Genomic DNA, 19,109 nt, shown 5'->3' on the forward strand with positions numbered 1-19,109 from the left:
AAAGCCGGCCCCTTCCGCCAGCGGGATGGGCCAGAACTGACATTCATCGAGCAGGACCAAGGTATGTCCTATCCCTATGTGCGCCATCGTCTCCGGGCAGCGCCCCGGTTGCGGCCGGGCATCGTATTGCCACGGGCGGCCGGCCACGGCCGGAAGGCGGCGGCATGACCGAGGTTCTCGTGCTCGGGATGGCGGTGGTGGATTTCGTGCTCTCGATGGAGCGCTTTCCGACCGCGGCCGCCAAGTATCGCGCTGACACGGCCGAGATCGTGGGCGGGGGCGTGGCTGCCAATGCCGCGGTGGCGATCGCCCGGCTCGGCGGCAAGGCGACGCTGGCGACGCGGGTCGGGGACGATCCGCTGGCCGACCTGGTGCTGGGAGAGCTGGCCGGGGAGGGCGTTCGCATCGACCACGTGCATCGCGCGGCGGGCGGGCGCTCCTCCTTCTCCTCGATCTATATCGACGCCGCGGGCGAGCGGCAGATCATGAATTTCCGAGGTTCCGGGCTGACCGAAACGACCGACTGGATCGCGGCCGCGCCTCGGGCGCAGGCGGTGCTGGTGGACACGCGATGGACGGCCGGCGCGGCGGCGGCACTGGCCTCCGCCCGTGCATGGGGCGTGCCGGGCATCGTCGACGGCGAGGCGCCGATCGACCTCGCGCTGCTGGAGGCTGCGAGCCACGTTGCGCTGTCCCGGCCGGGGCTGGCCTCGCTCGAACCCGGTGAGGATGCGGCCACGGCGCTGGCCCGTCTGGCCGCGCGAATCCCGGGCTGGGCCTGCGTGACGGACGGCGAGAACGGTGTCTGGTGGACCGAGGACGCAGATATCCGGCATTTCCCGGCGTTTCGTGTGGCGGTGAAGGACACGCTCGGCGCGGGCGATGTCTGGCACGGCGCCTTTGCCCTGGCGCTTGCCGAAGGGCAGGGCGAGCCGGAGGCGATCCGCTTCGCCAGCGCGGCCGCCGCCCTCAAATGCATGACCTTTGGTGGCCGTTCGGGATCGCCCGACCGCGCCGCCGTGATGACCTTCCTCAAGGAGACGGGATGATGGAACTGACACCGGGCAAGCTCTGGGGCCTGCGTCGCATGGCCGATGCGAACGGCATCTTCAAGATGACCGCGGTGGACCAGCGCCCGCCGATCAAGGGCCCGATCGCCGCGCATCTCGGGCTCGAGCAGGCGCCGTGGGAGGAGGTCGCCCGCTTCAAGGGCCTTCTGATCGAGACCTTGCAGGCGCACTCCACCGCCATGCTGCTCGACCCGCATTATGCGATCCCCTACGGCATCGGTGCGCTCTCGCCCACCAGGGGTCTGATCGTGACGCTGGAGGACTCGGTTTTCACCGAGACGCCGGGCGGGCGGCTCTCGTCGGATATCGACGACTGGTCGGTGGCCAAGATCAAGCGCATGGGCGGCGACGCGGTGAAAGTGCTGGTGTGGTATCGCCCGGATGCCGACGCCGAGGTCGTGCGGAAGCAGAACGACTATGTGAAGCGCATCGGCGAGGAATGCGCACGCTACGACATCCCCTTCCTGCTCGAGATGCTGGTCTATCCGCTGGCGGCCGATGCGCACCAGACGAAGGACTACGTCGAGATGAAGGGCAAGAAGGCCGACGACGTGCTGGCGACCGTCGAGGAATTTGCCAAGCCCGACTACGGTGTCGACGTCTTCAAGCTGGAAAGCCCGGTGAACGCCGCCGACGCCGACGGCTCGGCCGAGGTGCAGGCGATCTTCGACGAGATGGGTCGGCTGGCCGGCCGCCCTTGGGTGATGCTCTCCGCCGGGGCCGGCAAGGCCGAGTTCCGCAAGGTGCTGGAGCATGCCTTCGCGGCGGGGGCGAGCGGGTTCCTCGCCGGACGCGCGATCTGGCTCGATGCCTTCCGGGCCTACCCGGACTGGGCCGCGATCGAGGCGGGGCTGCGCGGCGGCGCCGTCGACTACATGGCCGACATCTCCGCGCTGGCCGACGCGCACGCGGCCGAATGGTCACAACATTCCTGTTATGGCGCGGGCGGCGCGCGGTTCACCCCGGCCGATGCCAGCTTCCGCCACAGATACGCATCCATGTGAGGACAAGGCCGTGAAAATCGGACTCCTTCCGCTCGGTCGCCCCACCTTCGATGTGCCATTCGCCGAGGAGAAACTGGCGGCCATGCTAGCGGCGCTCGACGCGACCGGCCACGAAATCGTGGGCCCGCGCGAGCTGCTCTTCGACGAGGCGGCGACGCGCGCCGCGATGGCCGGGCTTGCCAGGGCAGGGATCGACCAGCTGCTGATCTTGCAGGTCACCTTCACCGACGCCTCGATGGCCGTGGCGGCCGCCGCAGGTTTCGACCAGCCGTTGTCAATCTGGGCCGTGCCCGAGCCGCGCCTTGGCGGGCGTTTGCGGCTGAACGCGTTCTGCGGTCTGAACCTCGCCTCTCACGCGCTCGGGCTGAACGGACGGGCTTTCTCCTGGCTCTATGCCGATCCGGGGGACGATATTGCCGGAGATCTCAAGGCGCTTCTGGCGGGTGAACGGCCGGCCGGGCGGCTCGACGCGGTGCCGGTCGCGACGCGGTCGCCCGATGGCGCGCGTGTCGCGGAAGCGCTCCGGGGGCAGAAGATCGCCCGGATCGGCGAACACCCCGTGGGCTTCGACACCTGCGCCTATACGCCGGAGGCCGTGCAGGCGCTTGCCGGTGTGTCCGTGGATGCGCTGGCGCTCGACGACCTGTTCGACACCGCACGGACCGTGCCCGCCGAGGCGGCGGCCGAGGTGCGCCGGGCGGCGGAGGCCGACGTGACCGGGCTGGACGCGGTAAACCAGGAGGAGCTCGACCGGTCGCTTCGGCTGAAGGCCGCGCTCGAGACGATCCGGGAGTCCGGCAGCTACAACGCCTTCGCCATCCGCTGCTGGCCCGAGACCTTCACCCAGTACGGCGGCGCCGTCTGCGGCCCGACGGCGATGCTGGGCGAGGGCCAGGTGCCCTGCGCCTGCGAGGCCGACGTCTATGGTGCGCTCACCCAGCTTGTGCTGCTGGAGGCGGCGCAGGCGCCGGTGTTCCTGACCGATCTCGTCGATATGGATGCCGCCGACAACACCGGTGTCGTCTGGCATTGCGGGCAGGCGCCGATCTCCATGCGCGACGACACGGCCGAGGCCACCGCGACGGTCCACACCAACCGAAAGCAGCCGCTGCTCTACCAGTTCCCTCTGAAGCCGGGGCCGGTGACCTTCCTGCGCATCAGCCAGGCCTTTGGCGCGCCGAAGATGATCCTTTCCTTCGGCGAGATGCTGCGCCGGCCGATGGCCTTCACCGGCACCTCCGGCGTCGTCCGCTTCGAGCGGCCGGCGGGCGCTGTGCTGGCCGATATCATTGCCTGCGGGCTCGAACACCACATGGCGCTGGCATACGGCGACCACCGCGCGACGCTTCGAGCCGTCGCCGCGGAGCTTGGCCTGCCACTCCTGGAGATCTGACTCGATGACATTGCGATACGGGCTGATCGGATCGGGCATGATGGGGCAGGAGCATATCCGGAACCTCAACATCCTCGGCGGTTGCGAGGTGACGGCCATCGCCGACCCGGACGAGGGGATGCGGGTGCTCTCGGTCGAGACCTCGGGCGGAACGGCGCGGGCTTTCAACGACTACAGGGAGATGCTCTCGGCCGACATCTGCGATGTGCTGATGATCATCTCGCCCAACGACACCCACCATCGGATCATGCTGGACGTCATGGACACCGGCAAACCGATCCTCTGCGAGAAGCCCCTCTGCACCACATCCGACCATTGCCGGGAACTGGTGGCCAAGGCGCGGGGCCGCGCGGCGCCGATATGGGTGGCGATGGAATACCGCTACATGCCGCCCATGCAGCGGCTTCTGGCCGACCTTGCCGAAGGTCGGATCGGGCGGCCGCAGATGATGTCTATCCGCGAGCACCGCTTCCCCTTCCTGCCCAAGGTTGGCGACTGGAACCGGTTCAACGAGCGCACCGGGGGCACGCTGGTCGAGAAATGCTGCCACTTCTGGGATCTGATGCGCTTCACCCTGCAGAGCGACCCGGTGCGGGTCTACGCCAGCGGGGCGATGGATGTGAACCACCGCGACGAGGAATACGACGGACGCCGGCCCGACATCATCGACAACGCCTTCGTCACCATCGACTTCGCCAACGGCACGCGGGGGATGTTGGATCTGTGCATGTTCTCCGAAGGCGCCTACTGGCAGGAGAAGATCTGCGTCACCGGCGACCATGCCCGGATCGAGGCCAAGGTGCCGGGTCCTTCGCGCTTCTCGCCCGACGGCAAGGAGCGCGACGCGGAGGTCGTCATTTCCGAGCGCGCCACCAAGAAGATCACGCGCGAGGTGATCCATGTGCCCAACGAGGTGCTCCAGGCCGGCGATCACCACGGCTCGACCTATTTCCAGCATCAGCGCTTCCGCGATCTGGTGCTGGCGGGCCGAGGGGAGCCGGAGGTCACGCTGACCGACGGGCTCTGGTCGGTCATCGTGGGCGAGGCGGCCGAGCAATCTGCCCGCACCGGCCAGGCCATCGAGGTGTCGCTGTGAGCGCCGAGGTCTTCGGCTTGATGCCCGACGGCACCCCGGTCCGGCGCTACACGCTCCGGGGTGGGGGGCTGACGGCGCAGTACCTGACCTATGGCGCCGTGCTCCAGGATCTGCGGCTCGAGGGGCACGAGGCCCCACTGGTGCTCGGCTTCGAGGCCTTTGACGATTACCTCGCCCATTCGCGTTATTTTGGCGCGACGGCGGGCCGCTACGCCAACCGCATCCGCGACGGCCACCTGGAACTGGACGGCGAGACCTTCCAGCTCGATACCAACTACCTCGGCCGGCACACGCTGCACGGGGGCGCCGCCGGCATCGGCAAGCGGGTTTGGGAGCTGAAGGACCTGACGGCCGACAGCATCACACTCGGTATCCGCGCGGCGGACGGCGAGATGGGCTTTCCCGGCAATCTCGAGATCCTCCAGACGGTCCGTCTCGCCGGGGGCGGGGTGCTGGACATCACCCTGCTGGCGCGGAGCGATGCACCGACGCTCTGCAACCTCGCGCATCACAGCTACTTCAACTTGGGCGCGGCAGAGACGATCGACGGGCATCTTCTCGAGGTCGCGGCAGAGGCTTACCTGCCGGTCGATGCGGAGATGATTCCGACAGGCGAGCGCGCCTCCGTTGCTGGCACGCGGTTCGATTTCCGTACGCCCGCTTCCCTCGGTCCGGCCTGCGCGCAGGGGCTCATCGACCATAATTTCTGCCTCTCCTCCGGCCGCGAGGCGATCCGCCGGGTGGCGGAGCTTTGTTGCCCCGACAGAGGGCTTTCCATGGAGCTGCGCAGCACCGAACCGGGCCTGCAGGTCTATGACGGATCGGCGCTCGACGTGCCGGTGCCGGGCCTTGACGGCCGGCGCATGGGGCCGCGTTCCGGGGTTGCGCTCGAGCCGCAAGTCTGGCCGGATGCGCCACACCATCCGGACTTTCCCCAGGCTGTGCTGCGTCCGGGCGAGACATACAGCCAACACACCCAGTTCATCTTCCGGAAGGACAGCCGATGACCGATTTCACCTCCTATCTGCAGCAGTCCAACCTGATCGGCGGCGCGTGGGTCGGGGCCGACAGCGGCAAGACGATCGACGTCACGAATCCTGCCACCGGCGAGGTGATCGGCACCGTGCCGAACTGCGGCGCGGAAGAATCCAACCGCGCCATCGCCGCCGCGAGCGACGCCTTCCGGAGCTGGTCCAAAACCGATCTGCTCTATCGCGTGAAGTTGCTTCAGGGCCTGCATGACGCGCTGATGGACAACCAGGAGGCGCTGGCGCTGCTGCTGACGACCGAGCAGGGCAAGCCGCTCTTCGAGGCCCGAGGCGAGATCGCCATCTGCGCGGCCTACGTCCGTTGGTTCGCCGAGGAGATCCGCCGCGCCAAGGGCGAGATCGTGCCCTCTCCCTCGCAGGATCGCCGCCTGCTGGTGACCCGCCACCCGGTGGGGGTCGTGGGGGCGATCACGCCGTGGAACTTCCCCTCGTCGATGCTGGCGCGCAAGCTCGGCCCGGCACTCGCCGCAGGCTGCACCGTGGTGGCCAAGCCCGCGACGGCCACGCCCTATTCCGGCCTGGCCTGGGGCAAGCTCTGCGAGGAGGTTGGCTTCCCGGCCGGGGTGGTCAACATCGTCACCGGATCGGCCCGCGCCATCGGCGGCGCGATCATGGAGAGCCCCGAGATTCGCAAGGTCACCTTCACCGGCTCCACCGAGATCGGCAAGCAGCTCATCCGCCAGTCCGCCGCCACGGTGAAGAAGGTGTCGATGGAACTGGGGGGCAACGCGCCCTTCATCGTCTTCGACGACGCCGATCTCGATGCGGCGGTCGAAGGGGCGATGATCGCGAAGTTCCGCAACATGGGGCAGACCTGCGTCTGCACCAACCGGTTCTACGTGCAGTCCGGCATCCACGACGCCTTCGTCGCGAAGCTGAAGGAGGCGACGGCCGCCCTCGTGGTCGGCAACGGGGTCGAGGAGGGCGTGCAGCAGGGGCCGATGATCGACATGGCCGCCGTCGAGAAGGTCGAGGAGTTCATCTCCGACGCCATCGGGAAGGGCGCGACCATCGTCGAAGGGGGCAAGCGCCACGGCAACGGCGGCACCTTCTTCGAGCCGACGGTGGTGACCGGTGCGACCGCCGACATGGCTTTCGCGACCGAGGAGATCTTTGGCCCGCTCGCGGCGGTGTTCAAGTTCGAGGAAGAGGACGAGGCCATCGCCGCCGCCAACGCCACGGACTTCGGCCTCGCGGCCTATGCCTATACCCGGGACGTCGGCCGGGTGTTCCGGCTGAACGACGGGCTGGAATACGGGCTCATCGGCATCAACGCCGGGTTGATCACGACGGTCGAGGCGCCCTTTGGCGGGCTCAAGGAATCCGGCATGGGCAAGGAAGGCGGCAGCCAGGGTTTGGACGATTACCTCGAAACCAAGTATGTCTGCGTGGCGGGAGTGCTCTGACGATGATCCTGATCACCGAGTTCATGGACGAAGACGCCGTTGCGTCCCTCAAGTCCGCCGTGCCTGCGGAATACCAGCCCGATCTGGCGGACCGGCAGGGCGAAATCCCGGGCATGATGGCAGGCGTTCAGGCGCTGATCGTCCGCAACCGGACGCAGGTCACCGAGGATCTGCTCGCTGCCGCGGCGGACCTGAAGGTCGTCGGCCGGCTTGGCGTCGGCCTCGACAACATCGACCTCGCGGCCTGCAAGGCGAAGGGCGTCGAGGTCATTCCCGCGACCGGCGCCAACAACCTGAGCGTTGCGGAATACGTGATCACCAATGCGCTCGTGCTGCTGCGCGGCGCCTATCAGGCCAATGCGCGGATGCTGGCGGGCGAGTGGCCGCGCATGGATTGCGCGGGCCGCGAGGTGCATGGCAAGACGCTCGGCCTGATCGGCTTCGGCGCGATCGCGCAGGAGACGGCAAAGCTGGCGCAGAGCCTCGGCATGCAGATCTGCGCCACCGATCCCTACGTGCTCGCCGACAGCCCGGCCTGGACCGGCGTGATGCGGACCGATCTTTCCGGCGTGCTCCGGGCCGCGGACGTGATCAGCCTGCACGTGCCGCTGGTCGACGCCACACGACACATGGTCAATGCCCAGACGCTTGCGGCGATGAAACCGGGCGCCGTCCTGATCAACGCCGCTCGTGGCGGGGTGGTTGACGAGGATGCGCTGGTCGCGGCGCTGCGGGAGGGGAAGATCGCCGGCGCAGCGCTCGATGTCTTCGAGACCGAGCCGCTGACCGCGGAAGCGGCCGCGAAGTTCGAGGGTCTGGGCAACCTGATCCTGACGCCGCACATTGCCGGCGTCACGGAGGAATCCAACGTCCGAGTCAGCACCATGATTGCCGAAATGGTGCTCGAGCGGTTGAACAAGTCCTGAGGAGGAGGCGACATGGCCAGGGAGATCGACAGGCAGATCATCGGGGATCTGCGCGACAACGGAATCGACTTCGTCACCAGCGTGCCGTGCAAGCAGCTCGCCGGGGTGATCGAACTGGTCGACCAGACCGACGGCATCCTGCACGTCCCCTGCAACAAGGAGGACGAGGGCATGGGCCTGTGCGCCGGTGCCTACATGGGCGGGATGCGGCCGCTGATCATGATGCAGAACACCGCGCTCGGCGTGACGCTCAATTCGCTGGCGACGCTGATCCAGTTCTACCAGATCCCGCTGCCGATGCTGATCTCCTATCGCGGCGAGGTGGGCGAGCCGGTGGCCTGCCAGGTCGAGATGGCGCTGCACACCAAGGCGCTGCTCGCCCAGTTCCACATCCCGACCTATCACTTCCACAAGGCCGAGAACGTCGCCGAACTGCCCGGCATCCTGCAGCACACCCAGATGTGCTCCAAGCCCACCGCCATCCTGACCGACGCCAGCTTCTGGGGGAGCGCAAAATGATCCGTTACGAGCTTCTGGACCTGCTGAAACCGATCCTCACCGAGGAACTCGTGGTCTGCAACATCGGCTCGCCGAGCCAGGAACTGCACGCGCTCGACGACCAGCCGTCGAACTTCTACATGCTGGGCACCATGGGGCTGGCCTCGTCCATCGGTCTCGGCCTTGCGATGGCGACCGACAAGAAGGTGATCGCCATCGACGGCGACGGCTCGGTGCTGACCAACCTCGGCACCCTGGCCACCATCGGCAACAATCCTTGCGACAACTTCATCCTGCTGATCGTGGACAACGGCAGCTACGGTTCCACCGGAGACCAGCCGACCTATACCGGCGGCCGGACCTCTCTGGCCAAGGTCGCCGAGGCCTGCGGTTGCGAGAACGTGGTGGAATGTTCGGCCGAGGAGACGCCGGAGGCGCTGCGTGCCGCGCTGGACGCCAACCGGATGACGGTCATCGTCTCGAAATGCGACAGCGGCAACGTGAAATGCCCGGTCATCACGATGAACCCGATCACGATCCGCGAGCGTTTCATGCGCGAGGTCGCGCGCTAGCGCCGAGGTGCCGCCAGCGGACGGGCGCACTGGCTTGGGATTGGCGAACAGGACAGCAGCAGGCTGCGGCCGCTCGGGGGCAGGACATGATGCGTGAGCCGACAATCGAACTCAACCAGCCGGTCGGCGACCGGGTTGCCAAGACGACCTGCTACATGTGCGCCTGCCGCTGCGGGATCGACGTGCACATCCGGGACGGCAAGGTCCGCTACATCGAGGGCAACCGCGACCATCCGGTGAACAAGGGGGTGATCTGCGGCAAGGGCGCCTCGGGCATCATGCAGCACTATTCCCCGGCGCGGCTGCGGGCGCCGATGAGGCGCGTCGGGCCGCGCGGCTCAGGCCGGTTCGAGGAGATCACCTGGGACGAGGCGCTGGAGACGGCCACGAAATGGCTGAAGGACGTCCGCCGCACCGACCCGCGCAAGCTCGCCTTTTTCACCGGCCGGGACCAGAGCCAGTCGCTGACCGGCTTCTGGGCCATGCAGTACGGCACGCCGAATTTCGCTGCGCATGGCGGGTTCTGCTCGGTCAACATGGCGGCGGGCGGGCTTTATACCTTTGGCGGCGCTTTCTGGGAGTTCGGCGACCCGGACTGGGAGCATACCAAGTACCTGATGCTGTTCGGCGTGGCCGAAGATCACGCCAGCAACCCGATCAAGGCCGGGATCGGACAGCTCAAGAAACGGCAGGCCAAGGTGCTGTCGGTGAACCCGGTGCGGACGGGCTATTCGGCCGTGGCCGACGAATGGGTGGGGATCCGCCCCGGAACCGACGGGCTGTTCGTCGGCGCGCTGATCCACGAGCTGTTCCGGACGCAACAGGTCGATCTGGACTACCTCCTGCGCTACACCAACGCTGCCTGGCTGGTGATCGACGCTCCCGGCGAGGCCGACGACGGGCTCTTCGCGCGCAACGCGGAGGGGCGGGCGCTGGTGTTCGACACCGCGGGCAATGCATTGGCCAGCAGCATGGACGTGGCGGCGAAGCCCGCGCTGTCCGGGCGCCGGAAGCTGCCGGACGGGCGCTCCGCGCGGCCGGTGTTCGAACTGATGGCCGAACGCTTCCTGTCGGACGAGTACACCCCCTACGCAGTGGCCGGGCAGACCGGCGTTCCCGCCGACCAGATCCGCCGGATCGCCGCGGAGCTGGCCGAGGTGGCGTTCCGCGAGGAGATCGTGATCGGGCGGGAATGGACGGACTGGGCCGGCCGCAAGCACGACAGGATGATCGGCCGGCCAGTGTCGATGCACGCGATGCGCGGGATCTCGGCCCATTCCAACGGCTTCCAGACCTGCCGGATGATCCATGTCCTGCAGATCCTGCTGGGCACGATCGATTGCCCCGGCGGGTTCCGCTACAAGCCGCCCTATCCCAAGCAGACCCCGCCGAACCTTCTGCCGCACGGCGCCACGGGCGACATCCGGCCCGAAATGCCGCTCGGCGGCCCGCACCTCGGCTTCCCGCATGGGCCGGAGCACCTGTTGCTCGACGCGGAGGGCAACCCGAGCCGGCTCGACAAGGCGTTCTCCTGGGATGCCCCGATGTCGGCGCACGGGCTGATGCACATGGTGATCAACAACGCGGCCAAGCGTGATCCCTACGGCATCGACGTGCTGTTCCTCTACATGGCGAACATGGCGTGGAACTCGTCGATGAACGTGCCGGGTACGCTCGATGCGCTGACCGCGATGGACGAGAACGGCGACTATGTGATCCCGAAGATCATCTACTCCGATGCCTATTACTCGGAGACCGTTCCCTTCGCGGACCTTATCCTGCCGGACACGACCTACCTCGAGCGGCATGACTGCATCTCGATGCTGGACCGCCCGATTTCCGACCCGGATTTCATCGCCGACTCGATCCGTCACCCGGTGGTTCAGCCCGACCGCGACGTCCGCGGCTTCCAGGACGTGTTGATCGACCTCGGCGCACGGATCGGCCTGCCGGCCTTCACCAACGAGGACGGCTCGCCCAAGTACCCGGGCGGCTATCCCGACTACATGGTCCACCACCAGCGCAAGCCGGGGATCGGGCCGCTCGCCGGCTGGCGGGGAGAGGACGGCAGCGAATTTGGCGTCGGCGCACCCAACGACGACCAGATCCAGCGCTACAAGGAGAACGGCGCCTTCTTCGAGCATCGCGTGGCGCCGGAACATGCGTATTTCAAGCACGCGAACCGCGGCTATCTGGATTGGGGGATTCAGAAGGGCATCCGCCTGTCGCCGGAGCCGACGATCTTTCAACTCTACAGCGAGCCGCTGCAACGCTTCCGCCTTGCCGCGCGCGGGCATGGCGAGCGGCAGCCGCCCGAACGGGCCCGCGCGCGGGTGGAGCGCTACTTCGATCCGCTGCCGTTCTGGTATCCGCCGTTCGAGGGCAGCCAGATTGATGAGACAGCCTTCCCGCTCCACGCGATCACCCAACGGCCGATGCACATGTATCACTCCTGGGGCAGTCAGAACGCGTGGCTGCGCCAGATCACGGCGGCCAACCGGCTCTATGTCCACCGAGAGGTCGGCGCGGCCATCGGCGTGGCGGACGACGACTGGGTCTGGCTCAGCTCGCATCTCGGGCGGGTCAAGTGCCAGGTGCGGCTGATGGAGGGGGTCAACCCGTTCACGGTCTGGACGTGGAACGCGATCGGAAAGCGCCGCGGCGCATGGGGCCTCTCGGACGACGCGCCCGAGAGCAACGAAGGCTTCCTGCTCAATCACCTGATCGGCGAACTGCTGCCGGAGCGGGAGGGCGGCTACCGCTATTCCAATTCCGATCCGATCACCGGGCAGGCCGCGTGGTTCGACCTGCGGGTCAGGATCGAGAAGGCCGAGGCGGGCGACCATGTGGAGCCCTATTACGAGCCATTGGGAACCGGCACGCAGCCGGCGTCGCCCGACAAGCTCGCCTTCGGCGCCGAGTTCAGGGGGAAAGCCCGATGACCACGCTGCCCCCCGCCACAGACAAGAAGCTCGGGCTGGTGATCGACCTCGACATCTGCGTCGGCTGCCAGGCTTGCGCCACGAGTTGCAAGGAGTGGAACACCGGCGGCTATTCGGCGCCGCTGTCGGACCACGACCCTTACGGCGCGGACCCAAGTGGCGCCTGGCTCAACCGGATCCATTCCTACGAGTTCGGCGAAGGCGCGGCGGCGAAGACGGTCCACTTCCCGCGCTCCTGCCTGCATTGCGAGACGCCGGATTGCGTGACGGTCTGCCCGACGGGTGCCTCCTACAAGCGCGCGGAAGACGGCATTGTCCTGGTCAACCCGGACACCTGCATCGGCTGCAAGCTGTGCTCCTGGGCCTGTCCCTACGGTGCGCGGGAATACGATTACGACGATGGCGTGATGAAGAAATGCACGCTCTGCGTGGACCGGATCTACAACGAGACGCTTGCCGAGGAGGACCGTATCCCGGCCTGCGTGCGGGCCTGTCCGACAGGGGCGCGGGCCTTTGGCGACCTTGGCGACCCCGACAGCGATGTTTCGCGCTCTGTTGCCGAGCGGGACGGGTTCAACCTGCTCGACGAGTTTGGCTACCGGCCCGTCAACAAGTACCTGCCGCCACGCAAGACCTCGGTGCATCTGGACCTGCCCGAGACGCCGCAGGCGGAGGCGGCCACCGGGACCACGGCCATCGAGATACTCTTCGCGTGGGTCGACCGCACGCTGTCATCCTGAGGGAAAAGATGCATCCAGCCTATTCCGTCATCTTCTTCACCGTGGCCTCCGGCGCAGGCTATGGGCTGCTGTTCTGGCTGTCCCTCGCCGCGCTGGTCGGCGCAATGCCCGGAGGCCGCTGGCTGATGGTCGCGGGGATGCTGCTGGCGCTGGCGCTGGTGACCTTTGGCCTGTTGTCCTCCGCCAGGCACCTCGGGCACCCGGAGCGGGCGCTCGGCGCCTTCTCGCAATGGCGGAGTTCCTGGCTCTCGCGCGAGGCGGTCGCGGCGGCGGCGACCTATGTGCCGGCGGGCCTGCTGCTACTCCTCGCCGCCTTCGGGGGCGCGTCCGCCCTCGCGTCGTTCGCCGCGCTGCTCAGCGCCCTGGGTGCGGCAGCGACGGTCTATTGCACAGCGCGGATCTATGCCTCCCTTCGCACGATCCGGCACTGGAACCGGGAGGACGTGGTCTGGATCTACCTCGCGCTGGCAGTGGCGTCCGGTGGGTTGCTCTTCTGCCTTCTGCTGGCGCTCGGCGGCCACGGGCTCGGGCTCGCCGGGCCGCTGGCGCTGGTCGCGCTCCTCGCCGCGGCCTTGCTCAAGGCCCGCTACTGGGCGGCTGTGGATGCCGACCCCGGCGCCTATACCGTGGATATGGCGCTTGGCATGCCTGACCTCGGCACGCCGCGCCCGCTAGACCCGCCGCACACCATGCCGAACTTCGTGATGCGCGAGATGGGCTATTCGGTCGGCCGCAAGCATGCGGTGAAGCTGCGGCGAGGGGTGCTGCTGGCGCTGTTTGCCGTGCCCGCCGTGCTGTTGGTCCTGAGCCTGATCACCGGCTGGTCGGCGCCGCTCCTCGTGCTGGGCGTGCTTTCGGCCGCTGGCGGCCTGCTGGTCGAGCGCTGGCTTTTCTTCGCCGAGGCCGAACACGTCTCGCAGCTCTACTATGGTCTGCAACGGGCCTGAAACCCACGAAAAGGCCCCCGGGCGGTTGCTCCGGGGGCTCAGGGTCAAGGCCCCTCCCTCTGGCGGGGAGATGGCAAGAGATCTGCCGCTGCGCGGTCAGGCGCCCTTCTGGGGCCGCATGTCGGCCGGGTCGATGCCGGCGACTTCCACCGGCTTCTTCATGGCGTCGCGCCGGAACGGCTCGCCAAGTTCCTGGTTGATCATCGCCTCGATCAGCGTCGTCTTTCCGGCGGCCTGGTCCTTGAGCGCCTGGTTCAGCGCGTCCGTCAACTCGTCCATCGTGCGGGCCACGACACCCTGCAGGCCACAGGCCCTGGCTATGCCGGCATAGCTAACCTGCTCGTCCAGTTCGGTGCCGACGAAATTGTCGTCGAACCAAAGCGTCGAGTTCCGCTTCTCGGCGCCCCACTGGTAGTTGCGGAAAACGACCTGGGTGATCGCGGGCCACTCGCCGCGGCCGATGGCCGTGAGTTCGGTCACCGCAATGCCGAAGGCGCCGTCGCCGGAGAAGCCCACGACGGGCGTGTCGGGGCAGGCGATCTTTGCGCCGACGACCGAGGGCAGGCCGTATCCGCAGGGGCCGAAGAGGCCGGGGGCGAGGTATTTCCGGCCCCGTTCGAATGTCGGGTAGGCGTTGCCGATGGCGCAGTTGTTGCCGATGTCGGAGGAGATGATCGCCTCCTTCGGCAGCGCCGCCTGGATCGCCCGCCAGGCCATGCGGGGGCTCATCCACTCCGGCTTGGCGGCGCGGGCACGCTCGTTCCAGGTGGTGCCGGGATCGTCCTCCTCGTGGTCCATCGACGAGAGCTGCTGTGCCCAGGCGGACTTGGTCTGGGCTATGGTGGCCTTGCGCGCCTCGCGCCCCTCATCGCCGGCAGTGCCGGACAATTGCTCGAGGATCGCCTCGGCCACCTTCTTCGAATCCCCGACGATGCCCACGCTGACCGGCTTGGTCAGGCCGATACGGTCCGGGTTGATGTCGACCTGGATGATCTTGGCGTTCTTCGGCCAGTAGTCGATCCCGTAGCCGGGCAGGGTCGAGAACGGGTTCAGCCGGGTGCCGAGCGCCAGCACCACGTCGGCCTGCGCGATCAGTTCCATGCCCGCCTTGCTGCCGTTGTAGCCGAGCGGACCGGCAAACAGCGGGTGCGAGCCGGGGAAGGCGTCGTTGTGCTGGTAGCCGCAGCAGACCGGCGCGGTGAGCCGTTCGGCCAGCGCCATCGACGCGGGGATCGCGCCGCCGAGAACCACGCCCGCGCCGTTAAGGATGACGGGGAACTTCGCCTCGGACAGCAGCCTGGCGGCCTCGGCGATGGCCTCTGCGCCACCGGAGGGACGCTCGAACTCGACCACCGCCGGCAGGTCGATGTCGATGACCTGGGTGAAGTAGTCGCGCGGCACGTTGATCTGGGCCGGGGCGGAGGCGCGATGCGCGTTCAGGATGACCCGGTTGAGCACCTCGGCCATGCGGGAGGGGTCGCGGACCTCCTCCTGATAGGCCACCATGTCCTTGAAGAGAGCCATTTGCTCGACTTCCTGGAAGCCGCCCTGGCCCAGCGTCTTGTTCGCCGCCTGCGGGGTGACCAGCAGGAGCGGCGTGTGGTTCCAGTAGGCCGTCTTCACCGCAGTCACGAAGTTGGTGATGCCGGGGCCGTTCTGCGCGATCATCATCGACATCTTTCCGGACGCACGGGTGTAGCCGTCGGCCATCATTCCGCCGGAGCCCTCGTGAGCGCAGTCCCAGAAGGTGATCCCGGCGCGGGGGAACAGGTCGGAAATCGGCATGAAGGCGGAACCGATGATGCCGAATGCATGCTCGATCCCGTGCATCTGGAGAACTTTGACGAAGGCTTCTTCGGTCGTCATTTTCATGGGAAAGCTCCTGCAGGCAGATGCCCCGGGAGGGGCAGGATTGAAGGCCGTTTTACCCTTGGCGCCAGCGTTGGCGTTAGGTCCAGATGCGTCGGCGCGATAGGGCCAATTTTCGGCGCGCCTCTCCAGCGGTGCGCAAGACTGCCTTCAGCATTCAGGGGACGTGCGGCCCACGGCTCAGGCGCACCACCTCATCCACCCTCGATGGCCCGCGCCAGCCGCGCGATCCCTTCGGGAATGCGGTCGGCGGCAATCGAGGAATAGGCCAGCCGGTAGTAGCGGTCACTGGCCCGTCCCGGCCCGAAAAACGCCCGTCCGGGCTCGATCAGCACGCCGTCGGCGCGCAGGCGTTCGGCCAGTTGCGTGGTGTTCACGCCTTCGGGCGCCCGCATCCAGTAGGAGGAGCCGCCGGAGGTCTCGCGACCGGCGAGCGTCAGCCCGTTCTCCCGCAGGCACCGCTCCATCACCGCCCTGCGCTGCCTGTAAGCGCGGCCCATGCGCCCGATCTGGGCCTCGTAATGGCCGAGCGACAGGAAATAGGCGGCCGTGCGCTGGATATGCCCGGGCGGGTGACGCAGCACCAGCGCCCGCAGCGCTCGCGCTTCGACGATGACCGGCGCCGGGGCGACGAGGTAGCCGAGACGGAGCCCGGGAAAGAGCGACTTGGAGAAGGAGCCTGTGTAGATCACGGAGCCCGATCGATCGAGCGATTTCAGCGCGGGCGAGGGGGATTTCGCGAAGGCGATCTCGAACTCGTAGTCGTCCTCGACGATCACGAAACCTTCCTTGACGGCGCGCTCCAGCAGGGCCTTGCGCCGGTCGAGCGGCATCGTCGCGTTGGTCGGGCAATGGTGGCTTGGGGTGGTGAAGACCACGTCTATGCCACCGGGGAGCGCCTCGGGGGGCAGCCCGCCCGCGTCGACGTCGATCGAGACGGTGTTGCACCGCGTCTGGGCCAGGATCTCGCGCAGCCCCGGGTAACAGGGGTTCTCATGCGCGGCGGTTCGACGTTGGGTGAGCAGGATCTGCGCGGCCGTCCAAAGTGCGTTCTGCGATCCCATGGTGATCAGGATCTCCTCCGGGCGGGCGGCGATGCCACGCCGCGGCAGGATGTGGCGCAGGATGTATTCGACGAGCCGCGGGTCGTCCTGTTCGTAGTAATCCGAGGTGAGCGCCTCGAAATCCTTCTGCCCGAGCGCCTGCAGGGCGCACAGCCGCCAGTTCTGGTGGTCGAAGAGCCGCGAATCCGCCTGGCCATAGATGAACGGGTAGGCATAGGAGCGCCAGTCCGGCGGGCGGATCAGCGGCGCGTAGCCGGAGAAGCGGCGCCCGATGGCGCGGGACCAGTCCACCGGGCCGGCGGCCTCGACCTTGTTCTCGGGAAAGGCCGGCGGCAGCGGCGCGTTCTCCGAGATGAAATAGCCGGAGCGGCCGCGTGAGACGAGGTAATCGTTCGCGACCAGCTCGGTGTAGGCGATGGTGACGGTGATCCGGGCGATACCGAGATGCTCGGCCAGCCGGCGCGTCGAGGGCATCCGCTCCCCCGGGCTGAACCGCCCCGACAGGATCGCCTCGGTGACGCATTGCTGGATCTGCTGCTGCAGGGTCCGGTCGCTGTCCGGATCGAGGAAGAAGGTATCTGCCGGTATTGCCATGCGGGGCCGCTCTGCGGAGGTTCGGCCAGCAGGCTAGCGTGTCGGGAGCAGGAGCGCCACGGGGCGAACACGGCCGACCCACCGCGCCGAAGGCGCGGCCCGGCCCAACGGGTTTCGGGGCATCCCCGATGCCCCGAAAGTCGGCGGGAGGACCGTCGGAGCGGTCCTTGGTCAGATCAGCCGAATACGCGGGTGAGCGCGCCGTCGATAGCGTCGGTGATCCGGTCGATATCGTCCGGCGTCGCGATCAGGGCGGGCGACAGGCAGAGCGTGTTGTTGAACCCGGGCAGGGAGCGGTTGGTGACGCCGATGATGACGCCCTGCGCCATGCAGTCCGCGGCGACCGCCTGGGCCTGCTTCTCGTCCACCGGCTCCTTGCTGGCGCGATCCGCGACCAGTTCGGCGCCGCAGAACAGGCCCTTGCCGCGCACGTCGCCGATCACGGCGTGCTTCTCCTTGAGAGTCTCGAGGTTGGCGATCAGCCGTGCGCCCATCGCATTGGTGTTGTCGAGCAGCCCCTCGTCCTCGATGATCCGCATGTTCTCCAGCGCCGCCGCCGGCCCTGCGGTGCAGCCGCCGAAGGTGGAGATGTCACGGAAATAGTTCATCGGATCGCTCGGGTCGTCCTTGAACATTTCGAACACCGCCTCGGTGGTGACCGTGCAGGCGATGGCGGCGTAGCCGGAGGCCACGCCCTTGGCCATGGTCACGAAATCGGGCTTCACGCCGTAATGCTGGTAGCCGAACCAGGTGCCGGTGCGCCCGACGCCGCAGACGACCTCGTCGATATGCAACAGGACCTCGTATTTCGCGCAGATCTCCTGCACCCGCTCCCAGTAACCCTGCGGCGGGGTGATGACGCCGCCGCCGGCGGTGATCGGCTCGAGGCAGAGCGCGCCGACGGTGTCCGGCCCTTCGCGCAGGATCACCTCCTCGATGGCGTCGGCCGCCCGCTCGCCGTAGTTCTCGACATCCCACTGGGCGCGGTACTCGAGGCAATGCGGCACCTCCACGAAGCCCGGCGTGTAGGGCCCGTATTGCGCGCTCCGCTGCGGCTGGCCGCAGGCCGAGAGCGCGGTGATCGAGGTGCCGTGGTAGTCGCGCTCGCGGAACAGGATCTTGTGCTTGCGCCCGCCGTGCCGCTTCTCAGCGATCTGGCGCACCATCTTGAAGACCTTCTCGTTCGCCTCGGTGCCGGAGTTGTTGTAATAGACCCGGCTCATCCCCGGCATCTTGCTGATCAGCTTCTCGGCAAACAGCGAGCCCGGGATCGAGCCGGCGGATTGCGCGAAGTAGTTCAGCTTGACCAGTTGCTCCCGCACCGCGTCGGCAATGCTTTCGCGCCCGTAGCCGACATTGACGGTCCAGACCCCCCCGGAGACCGCATCGAGATATTCCCGCCCGGTGGCGTCCCAGACGTTGATCCCCTTGCCCTCCACGATGATCCGGGGATCGGTGGTCTCGAGCGGCTTGTGCTGGAGCAGGTGGTGCCAGACATGGGCGCGGTCGGCCTCGATGATATGGCTGAGATCGTTGGACGGGGTGTCGAGCGTCATGGCGCGGTTCCTTAGGAGGGTCGAGAGGGGGCGTGCCGGGAACTCCGTCAACCGGCCAACCTGTTTTACATCTGCACGAAGTTCAAGCAGGTGATAGGGCCAAATCGGGAGATCGCATAAGTCCAGATGGCGGGCGTTGTTGCCAGACCTATGCGGGTCTCTAAGCTCGATTTGCAAGAAGCGCATGGCACGCCGGCGAAAGCGGATCGCGGAGCAGGGGTGGCATGCAGGCAAGGCGAACAGGGGCGTTTCTGGATGGTTCAAGTCACCGGGTGGCTTCTTGCGGCGATGCGGCCGCCCCGGCCGGGTGCTGCCCCGGGGTGGGTGATGTCGCGGCGCAGGGCGGCGGTATCGGTGGATCCGGTCCGCCATTTCGCCAGCGC

At 67.5% G+C, this 19,109-nt stretch carries 15 protein-coding genes; 12 read left to right on the forward strand and 3 right to left on the reverse strand.

Features of this window, described 5'->3' with window-relative positions; genetic code table 11:
• Nucleotides 1-164: 164 nt before the first annotated feature.
• The 12 genes from ACFQ2S_RS05570 (at nt 165) to ACFQ2S_RS05625 (ending at nt 13,643) form a co-directional block, all read left to right on the forward strand.
• The gene (locus tag ACFQ2S_RS05570; RefSeq protein ID WP_386073391.1) at nt 165-1,049 is read left to right on the forward strand and encodes a PfkB family carbohydrate kinase; all 885 of its coding nucleotides are present in this window, start codon (nt 165-167) and stop codon (nt 1,047-1,049) included.
• Nucleotides 1,049-2,074, forward strand: coding sequence for a tagatose 1,6-diphosphate aldolase (locus ACFQ2S_RS05575; protein WP_386073393.1), 1,026 nt, complete (start codon nt 1,049-1,051; stop codon nt 2,072-2,074). The genes ACFQ2S_RS05570 and ACFQ2S_RS05575 overlap by 1 nt, the downstream gene beginning before the upstream one ends.
• Before the next feature lie 10 nt (nt 2,075-2,084).
• Nucleotides 2,085-3,467 carry a hypothetical protein gene (locus ACFQ2S_RS05580; RefSeq protein ID WP_386073395.1) on the forward strand — a complete coding sequence of 461 codons (1,383 nt, stop codon included), beginning with the start codon at nt 2,085-2,087 and terminating at the stop codon, nt 3,465-3,467.
• 4 nt (nt 3,468-3,471) lie between these two features.
• Complete coding sequence (locus tag ACFQ2S_RS05585; protein WP_386073397.1) at nt 3,472-4,563, forward strand: Gfo/Idh/MocA family protein; 1,092 nt, start codon at nt 3,472-3,474, stop codon at nt 4,561-4,563.
• Nucleotides 4,560-5,570: an aldose epimerase family protein gene (locus ACFQ2S_RS05590; RefSeq protein WP_386073398.1), complete on the forward strand. Its 1,011-nt coding sequence runs from the start codon at nt 4,560-4,562 to the stop codon at nt 5,568-5,570. Before ACFQ2S_RS05585 ends, ACFQ2S_RS05590 begins: the two co-directional genes overlap by 4 nt.
• Nucleotides 5,567-7,018 (forward strand): NAD-dependent succinate-semialdehyde dehydrogenase, encoded by a 1,452-nt coding sequence (locus tag ACFQ2S_RS05595; RefSeq protein WP_386073400.1) that lies wholly within the window; start codon nt 5,567-5,569, stop codon nt 7,016-7,018. The genes ACFQ2S_RS05590 and ACFQ2S_RS05595 overlap by 4 nt, the downstream gene beginning before the upstream one ends.
• Before the next feature lie 2 nt (nt 7,019-7,020).
• The gene (locus ACFQ2S_RS05600) at nt 7,021-7,944 is read left to right on the forward strand and encodes a hydroxyacid dehydrogenase (protein ID WP_386073402.1); all 924 of its coding nucleotides are present in this window, start codon (nt 7,021-7,023) and stop codon (nt 7,942-7,944) included.
• A 12-nt stretch (nt 7,945-7,956) separates the two neighbouring features.
• Complete coding sequence (gene comD, locus ACFQ2S_RS05605) at nt 7,957-8,463, forward strand: sulfopyruvate decarboxylase subunit alpha (protein ID WP_386073403.1); 507 nt, start codon at nt 7,957-7,959, stop codon at nt 8,461-8,463.
• Nucleotides 8,460-9,014 (forward strand): sulfopyruvate decarboxylase subunit beta, encoded by a 555-nt coding sequence (comE, locus tag ACFQ2S_RS05610; protein ID WP_386073404.1) that lies wholly within the window; start codon nt 8,460-8,462, stop codon nt 9,012-9,014. Before comD ends, comE begins: the two co-directional genes overlap by 4 nt.
• A gap of 86 nt (nt 9,015-9,100) precedes the next feature.
• On the forward strand, nt 9,101-11,956 hold the full coding sequence (locus tag ACFQ2S_RS05615; protein ID WP_386073405.1) for a molybdopterin oxidoreductase family protein: 2,856 nt from the start codon (nt 9,101-9,103) through the stop codon (nt 11,954-11,956).
• Complete coding sequence (locus ACFQ2S_RS05620; RefSeq protein ID WP_386073406.1) at nt 11,953-12,696, forward strand: 4Fe-4S dicluster domain-containing protein; 744 nt, start codon at nt 11,953-11,955, stop codon at nt 12,694-12,696. The genes ACFQ2S_RS05615 and ACFQ2S_RS05620 overlap by 4 nt, the downstream gene beginning before the upstream one ends.
• An 8-nt stretch (nt 12,697-12,704) precedes the next feature.
• A complete protein-coding gene (locus ACFQ2S_RS05625) occupies nt 12,705-13,643 on the forward strand; it encodes a dimethyl sulfoxide reductase anchor subunit family protein (protein ID WP_386073408.1) in 939 nt (312 codons plus the stop codon).
• A 96-nt stretch (nt 13,644-13,739) separates the two neighbouring features.
• Here ACFQ2S_RS05625 and xsc read toward each other — a convergent pair whose 3' ends face one another.
• The 3 genes from xsc to ACFQ2S_RS05640 all read right to left on the reverse strand — a co-directional run bounded on the left by xsc (nt 13,740) and on the right by ACFQ2S_RS05640 (nt 18,726).
• A complete protein-coding gene (xsc, locus tag ACFQ2S_RS05630) occupies nt 13,740-15,515 on the reverse strand; it encodes a sulfoacetaldehyde acetyltransferase (RefSeq protein ID WP_386073410.1) in 1,776 nt (591 codons plus the stop codon).
• A gap of 191 nt (nt 15,516-15,706) precedes the next feature.
• Complete coding sequence (gene pdxR, locus ACFQ2S_RS05635) at nt 15,707-17,170, reverse strand: MocR-like pyridoxine biosynthesis transcription factor PdxR (protein ID WP_386073412.1); 1,464 nt, start codon at nt 17,168-17,170, stop codon at nt 15,707-15,709.
• 176 nt (nt 17,171-17,346) lie between these two features.
• Nucleotides 17,347-18,726 carry an aminotransferase family protein gene (locus tag ACFQ2S_RS05640; protein ID WP_089231134.1) on the reverse strand — a complete coding sequence of 460 codons (1,380 nt, stop codon included), beginning with the start codon at nt 18,724-18,726 and terminating at the stop codon, nt 17,347-17,349.
• Between the last annotated feature and the right edge of the window lie 383 nt (nt 18,727-19,109).

Origin of the sequence: Tropicimonas aquimaris (assembly GCF_042676185.1) — a bacterium.
Lineage (GTDB): Bacteria > Pseudomonadota > Alphaproteobacteria > Rhodobacterales > Rhodobacteraceae > Tropicimonas > Tropicimonas aquimaris.

Coding starts and splice junctions, on each gene's coding strand:
- ACFQ2S_RS05570 (WP_386073391.1), top strand. CDS start 165: ATGACCGAGGTTCTCGTGCTCGGGATGGCGGTGGTGGATTTCGTGCTC.
- ACFQ2S_RS05640 (WP_089231134.1), bottom strand. CDS start 18,726: ATGACGCTCGACACCCCGTCCAACGATCTCAGCCATATCATCGAGGCC.
- comD (WP_386073403.1), top strand. CDS start 7,957: ATGGCCAGGGAGATCGACAGGCAGATCATCGGGGATCTGCGCGACAAC.
- ACFQ2S_RS05585 (WP_386073397.1), top strand. CDS start 3,472: ATGACATTGCGATACGGGCTGATCGGATCGGGCATGATGGGGCAGGAG.
- pdxR (WP_386073412.1), bottom strand. CDS start 17,170: ATGGCAATACCGGCAGATACCTTCTTCCTCGATCCGGACAGCGACCGG.
- ACFQ2S_RS05620 (WP_386073406.1), top strand. CDS start 11,953: ATGACCACGCTGCCCCCCGCCACAGACAAGAAGCTCGGGCTGGTGATC.
- comE (WP_386073404.1), top strand. CDS start 8,460: ATGATCCGTTACGAGCTTCTGGACCTGCTGAAACCGATCCTCACCGAG.
- xsc (WP_386073410.1), bottom strand. CDS start 15,515: ATGAAAATGACGACCGAAGAAGCCTTCGTCAAAGTTCTCCAGATGCAC.
- ACFQ2S_RS05575 (WP_386073393.1), top strand. CDS start 1,049: ATGGAACTGACACCGGGCAAGCTCTGGGGCCTGCGTCGCATGGCCGAT.
- ACFQ2S_RS05615 (WP_386073405.1), top strand. CDS start 9,101: ATGATGCGTGAGCCGACAATCGAACTCAACCAGCCGGTCGGCGACCGG.
- ACFQ2S_RS05625 (WP_386073408.1), top strand. CDS start 12,705: ATGCATCCAGCCTATTCCGTCATCTTCTTCACCGTGGCCTCCGGCGCA.
- ACFQ2S_RS05595 (WP_386073400.1), top strand. CDS start 5,567: ATGACCGATTTCACCTCCTATCTGCAGCAGTCCAACCTGATCGGCGGC.
- ACFQ2S_RS05600 (WP_386073402.1), top strand. CDS start 7,021: ATGATCCTGATCACCGAGTTCATGGACGAAGACGCCGTTGCGTCCCTC.